General features: G+C 72.9%; 8 protein-coding genes. 2 read left to right on the top strand and 6 right to left on the bottom strand.

Translation table 11 applies throughout. The features are described 5' to 3' along the window. Positions 1–108 precede the first annotated feature (108 nt). On the bottom strand, positions 109–1,872 hold the full coding sequence (locus tag ACZ3ZD_RS24090; RefSeq protein ID WP_467400870.1) for a thiamine pyrophosphate-dependent enzyme: 1,764 nt from the start codon (positions 1,870–1,872) through the stop codon (positions 109–111). 148 nt (positions 1,873–2,020) lie between these two features. Then, positions 2,021–3,604: an FMN-binding glutamate synthase family protein gene (locus tag ACZ3ZD_RS24095; RefSeq protein ID WP_467400873.1), complete on the bottom strand. Its 1,584-nt coding sequence runs from the start codon at positions 3,602–3,604 to the stop codon at positions 2,021–2,023. Between the two features lie 187 nt (positions 3,605–3,791). Here ACZ3ZD_RS24095 and ACZ3ZD_RS24100 point away from each other — a divergent pair, with 187 nt between their 5' ends. After that, entirely contained in the window at positions 3,792–4,664 is an 873-nt protein-coding gene (locus ACZ3ZD_RS24100) for an HD domain-containing protein (RefSeq protein ID WP_467400876.1), read from the top strand. A 20-nt stretch (positions 4,665–4,684) separates the two neighbouring features. On the opposite strand, the gene ACZ3ZD_RS24105 is transcribed toward ACZ3ZD_RS24100, so the two are convergent. Together ACZ3ZD_RS24105 and ACZ3ZD_RS24110 are read right to left on the bottom strand one after the other, a co-directional pair. After that, positions 4,685–5,785: an FAD-dependent oxidoreductase gene (locus tag ACZ3ZD_RS24105; protein WP_467400879.1), complete on the bottom strand. Its 1,101-nt coding sequence runs from the start codon at positions 5,783–5,785 to the stop codon at positions 4,685–4,687. Positions 5,786–6,045: 260 nt separating this feature from the next. Beyond that, positions 6,046–6,693, bottom strand: a complete 648-nt coding sequence (locus tag ACZ3ZD_RS24110; protein ID WP_467400881.1) for a TetR family transcriptional regulator — start codon at positions 6,691–6,693, stop codon at positions 6,046–6,048. 189 nt (positions 6,694–6,882) lie between these two features. Here ACZ3ZD_RS24110 and ACZ3ZD_RS24115 point away from each other — a divergent pair, with 189 nt between their 5' ends. Then, on the top strand, positions 6,883–9,282 hold the full coding sequence (locus ACZ3ZD_RS24115; RefSeq protein WP_467400884.1) for an MMPL family transporter: 2,400 nt from the start codon (positions 6,883–6,885) through the stop codon (positions 9,280–9,282). A gap of 148 nt (positions 9,283–9,430) precedes the next feature. On the opposite strand, the gene ACZ3ZD_RS24120 is transcribed toward ACZ3ZD_RS24115, so the two are convergent. Both ACZ3ZD_RS24120 and ACZ3ZD_RS24125 read right to left on the bottom strand, forming a co-directional pair. After that, a complete protein-coding gene (locus ACZ3ZD_RS24120; protein ID WP_467400886.1) occupies positions 9,431–9,634 on the bottom strand; it encodes an acyl-CoA carboxylase subunit epsilon in 204 nt (67 codons plus the stop codon). Continuing rightward, positions 9,631–11,304, bottom strand: coding sequence for an acyl-CoA carboxylase subunit beta (locus ACZ3ZD_RS24125; RefSeq protein WP_467400888.1), 1,674 nt, complete (start codon positions 11,302–11,304; stop codon positions 9,631–9,633). The genes ACZ3ZD_RS24120 and ACZ3ZD_RS24125 overlap by 4 nt, the downstream gene beginning before the upstream one ends. Between the last annotated feature and the right edge of the window lie 5 nt (positions 11,305–11,309).

The raw sequence follows: 11,309 nt of genomic DNA on the forward strand, positions 1-11,309 counted from the left end.
GCCGTCGCCATCATGAGCCCCTCCCAGTCGATCGATCCCGCTCACACCGGCACCTGGTCCGGCAACCCGCGTCTACCCCGACCACCCCACACCACACCCCCCGGTTTCTCAGTTCCCGTCCGGCTCCCCGTGGCTGCGGACGATCTCCTTCACCTTGGCCACCGCGAAACCCCAGCCCTGTTCGACGGTCGGCTTGGCCGGTACGGCGATCTCGTCGGGGTTGGTGAGGACGTCGAGCAGGACCGGGCCCGGGGTGCGGAAGGCCCGTCGTACGGCGCTCTCCACCTCGTCCGGATCGGTCACGCGGATGCCGGTGATGCCCATGGCCTCGGCCACGGCGGCGAAGTCGGGATTGTCGAGGACCGTGCCGAACTCGGGCAGACCGGCCTGCTCCTGCTCGAGTTTCACCATGCCGAGCCGGCGGTTGTCGAAGACGACGAGCTTGACGGGCAGGCGGTACGTCTTCAGGGTCATCAGATCGCCCAGGAGCATGCTCAGGCCGCCGTCGCCGCAGAAGGCCACGACCTGGCGTTCCCGGTCGAGGACCTGCGCGCCCAGCGCCTGGGGCATGGCGTTGGCCATCGAGCCGAGGTTGTAGGAGCCGATCAGCCGGCGCTCGCCGCGCATCTCGACGAACCGCGAGAGCCACACCGTGGCCATGCCCGTGTCCGAGGTGAAGACGGCGTCGTCGGCGGCGACCCGGTCCACGGCCGCTGCCAGCGACTCGGGGCGGATGTCGTGCGTGCGGTTGTCCAGCGCGGAGCGGATGCGGCCCAGGACGCCCTTGTCGTGCGCGGGGTCGGCGAGCCGGGCCTGACCGGTGCGCCACTGGTCGAACCGTTCGCGCGCCTTCTCCAGGTGGGAGCGGTCGCGCGCGCCGTCCGTCCCGGCGGGCGGGGCGGCGAGGTGGTCCAGGAGGTCGCGTACGGTGGCGCCGGTGTCCCCCACCAGCCCGACGTCGACCGGTACCCGGCGCCCGATGTGGGTGGCCTCGGTGTCGACCTGGATCACCTTGCGGCCCTCGGGATACCAGTCCCGGTACGGGAAGTCGGTGCCGAGCAGCAGGAGGGTGTCCGCGTCCTGGAGGGCCGAGGCGGCGGCGGGGTTGCCGATCAGGCCCGTCTGGCCGACCTGGAAGCGGTTGGCCTCGCCCTCGAAGCCGGCCTTGGCCTTCAGGGTGAGGACCATCGGCGCGGCCAGCCGGTCGGCGAGGGCGAGCACGTCCTCGCGGGCGGCGCGGGCGCCCTCCCCGACGAGCAGGGTGACGCGCTCGGAGCGGTCGAGGAGTTCCGCCGCGCGCCGGACCGCCGGCTCCTCCGGCCGGCTCACCGGGGGGTTCAGGGAGAACCGGGCCGGGCGGTCGGCGGTCAGTTCCCGCTCGCCGAGGTCACCCGGCACGGTGAGGACGGCGACACCCTTGCGGCCCAGCGCGTGGCGGACCGCCGTCTCCAGCATCTGCGGCAGCTGGTCCGGCGAGGTGACGGTCGCGCGGAAGACGGCCACGTCGCTGAAGAGGGCGTCGTTGTCGACCTCCTGGAAGTAGTCGCTGCCCACTTCGGCGAGCGGTACCTGGCCGGCGATGGCCAGGACCGGGGCGTGGCTCTTGGCGGCGTCGTAGAGCCCGTTGAGGAGGTGGACGGAACCGGGTCCGACCGTGCCCATGCACACGCCGAGGTTTCCGGTGAGCTGCGACTGGGCGCTGGCGGCGAACGCGGCCGCCTCCTCGTGCCGGCAGCCCACCCACTCCAGGCCCTCGGTGGTGCGGATGGCGTCGGTCAGGGGGTTGAGCGCGTCTCCGACGACACCGAACACCTGGCGCACGCCGAGTTCGCCCAGCGCGTCCACGATGACACGGGCAACGGTACGGGGCACTTTCAGTCCTCCAAGTCACATGGGTGGTACGTCGGCCGGTGCGCGCCGCCCGCGCGGTGGCGCGCTTCACATGATCGTGCGGTTCACCGGGGTCCGCGCGGTGGCACGGTCCGCGCGGTGCGGCGCGTGGGGGCGCGGTTCGCGCGGTTCACACGCCGAAGCGGTCGGGGTCGGCGGCCGCCCAGTCGGCCGCCCAGGAGGCAGGTGGCTCGGCGAGCAGCTGCCCCGGCTCCAGCCACTCGTACAACTCCTCGTAGGAGCGCTCGGTGAAGGGGTCCAGGCGCTGGCGGAGCATGTGCGGGCGCAGGTCGGCGGGATCGGTGACGCCCATGGACGCCATGATCTGCAGTGCGCTGGCCACGGTCGCCTCCTGGAAGCGCTGTACGCGCGGCGCCTTGTCACGGACGTCCAGGGCGCGCGCCCGCCGGGGGTCCTGGGTGGTGACCCCGGTGGGGCAGGTGTTCGTATGGCACCGCTGGGCCTGGATGCAGCCGACGGCGAACATCATCGCCCGCGCCGCGTTGCCGTAGTCCGCGCCCTGGACCATGCGTTTGACCAGGTCGGTACCGGTGGCGATCTTGCCGCTCGCGCCGATCCTGACCCGGTCGCGCAGGCCGGTGCCGACGAGGGCGTTGTGCACGGTGAGCAGGCCGTCGGTGAGCGGGGCGCCGACGTGGTCGGCGAACTCCAGGGGTGCCGCGCCCGTCCCGCCCTCGCCGCCGTCCACCACGATGAAGTCGGGCGCCGTACCCTCCTCCAGCATCGCCTTGCACACGGCGAGGAACTGCCGGCGCGAGCCGACGCACAGCTTGAAGCCGGTCGGCTTGCCGCCCGCCAGCTCCCGCATCCGCGCGATGAACCGCACCAGTTCCCGCGGGGTGTCGAAGACCCGGTGGTACGGCGGTGAGATCACCGTCCGCCCCTCCGGCACATCGCGTACCCGCGCGATCTCGGCGTTCACCTTCGCGCCCGGCAGCACCCCGCCGATCCCCGGCTTGGCGCCCTGCGAGAGCTTCAGCGACACACACTTGACGTGCTCGTGCGCGGCCTTGTCGGCGAACTCGGCGGGGTCGAAGTCGCCGTCCCGGGTACGGCAGCCGAAGTATCCGGTGCCGATCTCCCAGATCAGGTCGCCGCCCGGCCGCAGGTGGTATTCCGACAGGCCGCCCTCGCCGGTGTCGTGGGCGAAGCCCCCGGCCTTCGCGCCCGCGTTGAGCGCGAGGACCGCGTTGGCCGACAGCGAGCCGAAGCTCATCGCCGACACGTTCAGCAGCGCCATGTCGTACGGCCTGCTGCAGTCCGGGCCGCCCACCCGCACCCGTGGCGGGGTCCTGGGCACCGGGCAGGGGGCCATCGACGGCACGAGGAACTCGTAGCCGGGCAGGTACACGTCCCGTTCGGTGCCGTACGGCTGCTCGGCGTCGGTGCCCTTGGCCCGCTCGTAGACGATGGTGCGTACGTCCCTGTCGAAGGGCCGGCCGTCGAAGTTGCGCTCGACGAAGTACTGCTGGAGTTCCGGACGGATGCGCTCCAGCAGGAAGCGGGCATGCCCCAGCACGGGATAGTTGCGCAGCACCGAGTGCCGGCGCTGCACCAGGTCCCAGGCGCCCAGCAGACCCGCACCGACGAGCGGCACGGCGGCGAACCACCAGTACGGGGAGATGCCGACCGCCGCCACGAGCGCCAGCGCGCCGGCGACGAGGGTCAGCACCACGATCGCAATACGTGTCACCCCACGCTCCTTGCCGTGCGGCGGCTTCCCAGTCCTGCGTTTTCCCCAAGAGCGGCCCAAGGCCGCAGCCACCGCCGCGCTTCCGGGCCGGCCTCGCCACGTCGTCCGCTCCGGCGGCCGTACGGACGCACGGGCGCAGGCGCTCTGGCCGCCGCCCGGACGGCACGCACCGCCCTGGCGAGAATCCGTGGATTTCCGGCAGTACCGCTACTGCCGGAAAAGCACCGCCCTTTCTACGCTTTCGGAATTCACCCCCGAAGAAAGGCGAACCCTCGTGTCCGAACGGGTCAGTAAAGCGAGGAACATCACCCGGCGCACGGCACTGGAGCGAGGTGCCGGTGTCGCTGCCGTCGGCGCGGCCGCCGCACTCGCCACCGCACTGTCGAGCCCGCCCGCCGCCGCGGTTCCCGGAGCGCCACCGATGCCGGCATCGGTGGCCGGGGTGCGCATCCCCGACAGCGAACTGGCCCGGGCCGCAACGGCGTTCGCGAGGAAGGCCTCCTCCGAGACGCTCTTCCACCACGTCATGCGCACCTACCTGTACGGCTCGCTGCTGTTCGACCGGCGCGGCATCCGCTACGACCGTGAACTCGCCTTCGTCGCAGCGGTCTTGCACGACCTCGGACTGGTGAAGGCCTACCGGACCCCGAGTGAGCGCTTCGAGGTCGACGGCGCCGACGCCGCCCGGAACTTCCTGCGGGAACGGCGTGTTCCGGCCGAGCGGGTGGATGTCGTCTGGGATGCCATCGCCCTGCACACCAACGCGGGAATCGCGACCCGGAAAAGGCCGGAAATCGGCATCGTGGCCGTCGGCTCCGGCCTCGATTTCACCGGTAACGGCCTCCAGCAGATCCCGTCCGACATCGCCGCCGAAATCCTGGCCGCTTTTCCCAGGGCCGGTTTCAAGCAGGACGCCCTCGACACCATTCTCTCGCTGTGCCGCACCAAGCCGATGTCGGTGCTCATGCACCCCTTCGCCGAGGTCGGCCGCCGCCACCTGCCGGACTTCCCGGTGCCCACCGTGGAGGACCTCCTGCTCGCCGCGCCCTTCGAGGAGTAGGAGGCACCACCCCGCTCGGTCTACTGCTCCCCGGCGAAGAGGCCCGGCAGGTCCTCCAGCGCGGGCCGGCCCTCGGCCTCGTTGACGGCGGCACTGCGCGGGAACAGCGCCTGCTCGTACGCGGCCAGCGCGGCCTCGATGTCGTCGGGGTGCGCGGCGAGGGCCTCGCCCAGTTCGGCGCCGTCGAGCATGGCCAGGTTGGCGCCCTCGCCGTTCGGGGCCGAGAGATGGGCGGCGTCGCCGAGCAGGGTCACCCCCGGCACCCGGTCCCACCGGTGCGCGGCCGGCAGCGCGAAGAGGGGGCGCAGGACCGGCGCGGTGTCGGCGTCGGTGATCAGAGACGTGAGCTCCGGCGCCCAGCCGTCGAACTCCCGCGCGAGCCGGGCGGTGACCGCGGCGGGATCGGTGAAGTCGAGGGCGGCGAACCAGTCCCGCGGCTCGGACAGCCCGAGGTAGGCGTGCAGGGTGTCGCCCGCCTCCCGGTGCGCGAACATCTCCCTGCCCTCGGTGACCGCGATCATCGACCCGCCGCCGACGGCCTTCGCGGCGGCGGGGTGCCGGGTGTCGGCATCGAACAGGTAGGTCTCCACGACCGACTTGCCGATGTACTCGGGTGTGGCGGTGGAGAGCAGCGGCCGGACCCGTGACCAGGCGCCGTCCGCGCCGACCAGCAGGCCGGTGGCGACGGTGGTGCCGTCGGCGAACGCCACCTCGTGCCGTCCCCCGCCGAGCGCGCGGACCCCGCTCACCTTGCACCCCCACCGGACGGTGCCGACGGGCAGCGAGTCGAGCAGGATCCGGCGCAGCTCCCCGCGCATCACCTCGGGGCGGCCGCCCGTACCGTCGTCGCCGCGGTCGACGTGCACGTTCCCCTCCCGGTCGAGGATCCGCAGGCTCTGCCGGCCGTCCAGGACGATCCCGCGGAACTCGTCCATCAACCCGGCTGCCCGGAGCGCCGGTTGGCCGTTGTAGTCGTGGATGTCGAGCATCCCGCCCTGCGAACGCTCCGCCGGCGAGGTCTCCGCCTCGTAGACCGTGGCCGGAATGCCGTGGACGTGCAGAACCCGGGCGAGCGTCAGGCCGCCGAGCCCGGCACCGACGATGGTGACGTGCGTGGTCATGGGGTGTCCTTGTCTGTCGTAGCCCTGCGTCTGTCGTAGCCGTGCCGGAGGAAGCCCCCGGCTCGTCCTCGGCAAGACTCCGGTCCCCCACCGACAGGCGGCCGACAGCACCCGACACCGCCCCGACAGGCACCCGACACCGCGAGCGGGCGATGACACCTCGGCTGGGAGCGCCGGGCCTCGTGGCAACGCCGCGGATGGGCGTGCCAGGGCCCGCGACGCCGGCAGGAATCGAAAGAGAGGGCCCGGGCGGACCGGCCTTACGCCCCGCCGCTGCGCAGGACCGCGAACGCCTCGTGCAGCAGGAGCGCGAAGTCCTCGGCCGAGGGCGGCTCGGCCTGCGGGTCGTCGCGCGTGCCGAAGGCGATCAGGGCGCCGCGTACGGCGGCCACCGAGGCGCGGGCCAGCACGGAGGCGCGCAGGGCGCGCGCCTGGGCCGGCTCGCCCGGCGACTGACGTGCGAGGCGGTCGGCGAGGGCTTCGGCGATGCCGTCCTCGAAGCCGGCGAGCACCCCGCTGCGCCGCGCGCCGGTGGACAGGGCGCGGGGCGGGGCGCCGACGAAGAGGATGCCCAGGCCGCCGTCGAGGTCCGCGGCGGCGGCGAGCAGACCGTGGTGGACGGCGGTGTAGGGCGGCTCGCTCGCCGGGCGGCCGGCGATCTCCCGCACGAGCGGCGGCAGGAAGTCGAGGATCTCGGCGAAGACCAGGTCCTCCTTCGACGGGAAGTAGCGGAAGAAGGTGCGTTCGGTCACGCCGGCCGCGGCGGCGATGTCCTTGACCGTCGTCTCCTGGTAGCCGCGCTCCGCGAACATCCGGGTGGCCGTGCGCAGCAGGCTCCGGCGTGTGGCGGCCTTCTTCCGGTCCCGCCTGCCCATCTCCCGCACGTCCCGCACGTCCTGTTCCGCCACGCGCTCATCCTGTCACGCCGACCGGTCGTCCCGGGCCGGCGCCTCACCGGAAAATGTCAGCACTGACAGTTTGTGTATCGTGTCAGTCATGACACTTTCCGGTACGGCTCGGGACCGCTCCCGAGGCCCCGGACCGCTCCCCGAACGTGCCGCTCAGACCCGTACACCACCCTCAAGGAGCACGTTTCCATGGCTTCCCTGCTCTACCGGCTCGGCCGAAATGCCTTCCGGCATCGCCGGGCGGTGCTGGCCGCCTGGCTGCTGGTGCTGACCGCGGCGGTCGCCTGTGTGATCACGTTCGGCGGCACGACCGACGACGAGTTCACGGTCCCCGGTTCACCGGCCCAGACCGCGATGGACACCCTCAGGACCGAGCTTCCCTCGGCGGCCGGCACCAGCGCCCAGATCGTCTTCGTGGCGCCCGAGGGCCACCGGATCACCGAGCCGCAGTACGCCCGGGCGGTCAGCGCCACCATGGCGAACGCCGGCAGGGCCCCGCAGGTCGTCGGCGTCACCGACCCGGTGCGCAGCAAGGTCATATCGCCGGACCGCACGGCCGCGCTGGGCCAGGTCCGCTACCAGGTCACCCGCGCGGGCCTGCACGACGACAGCCTCACCGCACTGGAGAGGACCACCCGGCCCGCTAAGGACGCCGGGCTCACGGTCGAGATCGGCGGTTCGGCGTACGGCGGCAGCAGGAGCACCGGGCACACCAAGGAACTGCTGGGCGTGGCCGTCGCCCTCGTCGTCCTCACGATCACCTTCGGCTCGCTGGTCGCGGCCGGGATGCCCCTGCTGGCCGCGATCACCGGTGTCGCCGTCACCCTGCTCGGCCTGTCGGCGCTGACCGGCGTGCTGACCATCTCCAGCACCGCACCCTCGCTGGCGTCGATGCTGGGTCTCGCGGTCGGCATCGACTACGCGCTGTTCATCCTCTCCCGCCACCGCTCCCAACTGGCCACGGGCATGGGCACCGAGGAGTCGGCGGCCCGGGCCACCGCCACCGCGGGCAGCGCGGTCGTCTTCGCCGGCCTGACCGTGATCATCGCGCTGTGCGGGCTGGCCGTCGTCCGCATCCCGTTCCTCACCGTCATGGGCGTCGGCGGCGCCGCCGCCGTGCTGATCGCCGTCGGCGTCTCCACCACCCTGCTGCCGGCCCTGATGGGCTTCGCCGGGGAGCGACTGCGCCCGAAGCGGGACTCGCGCGCCGCCCGCCGGGAGCAGGCCGCGATCGGCGCCGGGCACGGTGATGGACGCGGCCTTGGACACGGTGCCGGGCACGGTGAGGGGCGCGGTGCCGGGAACAGTGCTGGGCACGGCGATGGGCGCGGCACCGGACACAGTGCTGGGCAGGGTGCCGGGCACGGCGAGGGGCGCGGCGTCGGGCACGGTGCCGGGCACAGGGCGATGGGTGAGCGCTGGGGACGGATCGCGATCCGCCGTCCGCTGCTCACCCTGCTCGCCGTCCTGGTCGGCCTGCTCGCGGTCGCCGTCCCCGCCCGGGACCTCCGACTCGCCCTGCCCGACAACGGTTCCGCCCCGGCGGGCAGCAGCCAGCGGCAGGCGTACGACACCGTCGCCGCCACGTTCGGACCCGGCTTCGACGGCCCGCTGCTGGTCCTCGCCGACACCTCCCGCACCGGCAGCCCGCAGCAGGCCACGGCCACGCTCGTCGAGGACCTGAAGGCCGCCGGCGGCGTCGCCTCGGTCGGCGAGCCCCAGCTCATCCGGGACGGGGACGCGGCCGTCATCCAGGTGGTGCCGATGACCGGCCCGTCGGACCAGCGGACGAAGGACCTGGTCGAGCACATCCGCGACGAGGCACCCGCCTGGCGGAAGCAGAGCGGGGCCGAGGTCTCGGTCACGGGCACGACGGCCGTGAACATCGACGTGTCCGACCGGCTCGCCGGCGCGCTGCTCCCCTTCGCGCTGGTCGTCGTCGGCCTGTCGCTGCTGCTGTTGCTCCTCGTCTTCCGGTCCGTGGTCGTGCCGTTGAAGGCGGGCCTCGGCTTCCTGCTGTCGGTGGCCGCCACCTTCGGCGCGGTCGTGGCCGTCTTCCAGTGGGGCTGGTTCGCGGGCGCGCTCGGTGTCGCCGAGACCGGGCCGGTGGTCAGCATCCTGCCCATCCTCGTGATGGCGGTGCTCTTCGGACTCGCCATGGACTACGAGGTGTTCATGGTCAGCCGGATGCGTGAGGCGTACGCTCACGGCGCCGGACCCCGCGACGCCGTGCTGGCCGGCTCCCGCCACGCCTCGCGCGTGGTCACCGCCGCGGCCCTCATCATGTTCGCGGTGTTCGCGAGCTTCGTCCCCGGCGGCAGCACCATGCTCAAGCCGATCGCCTTCGCCCTCGCCGTCGGCGTCCTCATCGACGCCTTCCTGGTCCGCATGACCCTCGTCCCCGCGGTCCTGGCCCTCGTCGGCCGGGCCGGCTGGTGGCTGCCGAAGTGGCTCGACCGACTGCTGCCCGGCCTCGACATCGAGGGCGAGCGGCTGCTCGCGGGGCAACCGGCGGCCGGGACGGACGCCGGCCCCCACGACCCCGGGCCCGGCCCTTCGGCCCCCGTGACCTCCGGACGGGCCTGTTGACCCGGTGACGACAGTCCGCGCACGCAGCTCGGCATGTCACCGGGCGGGGCGGCGACGCTCATCAAGAAGACCAGCGGCCTGCGGTATCCGGCTCGGTTCGCAGCCGGCGGCGGCAGCGGCCTCCGTGTGGACCCTGGTGCCGTCGCCGTCAGGCCGCGTCGCGCCAGCGGGGGGACGCGGTCGTCGGCCAGGTGCCCGCGCCGGACGGGGCGCGGCCGGTGGTGGGCCAGCGCGGGGTGATGCCGGGCTGTGGTTCCGGTGCGGTCCCGGCGGCCGCCGCCAGCCGGGTCAGGACCACGGTGAGGGCGGCCAGCTCCGCCGCGTCCGGGTTTCCTCTCAGGATCCTGATCATGCGGGCTGGTTCCCGTGCTTGCGGCTGGGGATCGGGGCGTGCTTGGCGCGCAGCATCTCCAGGGCCGCGATGAGCCGGGGGCGGGTCTCGGCCGGGTCGATGACGTCGTCGACGAGGCCGCGCTCGGCGGCGTAGTACGGGTGCATCAGCTCGCGGCGGTACTCGGCGATGCGCTCGGCACGGGTGCGCTCGGGGTCGTCGGACGCGGCGATCTCCCGGCGGAAGACGACGTTCGCGGCGCCCTCCGCACCCATCACTGCGATCTCGTTGGTCGGCCAGGCGAAGGACACGTCGCAGCCGATGGAGCGGGAGTCCATGACGATGTACGCGCCGCCGTAGGCCTTGCGCACGATGACCTGCACCCGGGGAACGGTGGCGTTGCAGTAGGCGTAGAGGAGTTTCGCGCCGTGCCGGATGACGCCGCCGTGCTCCTGGGAGACTCCGGGCAGGAAGCCGGGCACGTCGACCAGGGTGACCAGCGGGATGTTGAAGGAGTCGCAGAACTGGACGAACCGCGCGCCCTTCTCCGAGGCGTGGATGTCGAGGACGCCGGCCATCGAGGCGGGCTGGTTGGCGACGATGCCGACGACGTGGCCGTCGAGCCGGGCCAGGGCGCACACCAGGTTGGGCGCCCACTGCTCGTGGACCTCGAAGTAGTCGCCGTCGTCGACGACCTCCTCGATGACCCGGCGCATGTCGTAGGAGCGGTTGCCGTCGGCGGGGACGAGATCGAGCAGGGCCTCGCCGCGCCGGTCGGCCGGGTCGTCGGCCGGGGCCCGGGGCGGCAGTTCCCGGTTGTTGGACGGCAGCAGGGACAGCAGGTGGCGTACGTCGGCGAGGCAGTCCTCCTCGGTGTCGTACGCGAAGGCGGCCACGCCCGTGGTGCCGGCGTGGGTGTCGGCGCCGCCCAGGCCCTCGTGGCTGATCTGCTCGCCGGTGACCGCCTGGACGACGTCGGGGCCGGTGATGAACATCTGCGAGGTGCCGCGCACCATGAACACGAAGTCGGTGAGCGCCGGCGAGTAGGCGGCGCCCCCCGCGCAGGGGCCCAGCATGACGGAGATCTGCGGGATGACACCGGAGTTGCGGACGTTGCGCTGGAAGATGCCGCCGTAACCGGCGAGCGCGGTGACGCCCTCCTGGATGCGGGCACCGGCGCCGTCGCACAGGCCCACCACGGGGGCGCCGGCCGCCTCGGCGAGGTCCATCACCTTGTGGATCTTGGCGGCGTGGGCCTCTCCGAGGGCACCGCCGAAGATGCGGAAGTCGTGCGCGTACGCGAAGACGGTACGGCCCTCGACCTTGCCCCAGCCGATCACGACACCGTCGGTGTGGGGCTTCTTCGCCTCCAGGCCGAATCCGGTGGCCCGGTGCCGGCGCAGTGCTTCGAGTTCGGTGAAGGTGCCCTCGTCGAAGAGGAGGGCAAGGCGCTCGCGGGCGGTGAGCTTGCCCTTGGCGTGCTGGGCGGCGGTGCTCTTGTCACTGGGACCGCTGCGCACCTTCTCCCGCAACTCCTGGAGCTGCTCGGTCAGTTCGTGGATGCCGGGGGCGCGGGGCGGGCTGGGGGGTGCCGGGCGGGCCGGCGGGCTCGGTGGGGTGGGGGGCGTGGGAGGGGTCGGGGGCGCGAGGAAGGCGGGTGCGGTGCGGGGGCGGTCGTCGACGATGCTCATGGACC

This window comes from Streptomyces sp. NPDC023481, assembly GCF_055560195.1.

What these genes read in the sequence shown, in the direction of transcription:
- ACZ3ZD_RS24105 (WP_467400879.1), bottom strand. Translation starts at nt 5,785, where the DNA reads ATGACCACGCACGTCACCATCGTCGGTGCCGGGCTCGGCGGCCTGACG.
- ACZ3ZD_RS24115 (WP_467400884.1), top strand. Translation starts at nt 6,883, where the DNA reads ATGGCTTCCCTGCTCTACCGGCTCGGCCGAAATGCCTTCCGGCATCGC.
- ACZ3ZD_RS24120 (WP_467400886.1), bottom strand. Translation starts at nt 9,634, where the DNA reads ATGATCAGGATCCTGAGAGGAAACCCGGACGCGGCGGAGCTGGCCGCC.
- ACZ3ZD_RS24125 (WP_467400888.1), bottom strand. Translation starts at nt 11,304, where the DNA reads ATGAGCATCGTCGACGACCGCCCCCGCACCGCACCCGCCTTCCTCGCG.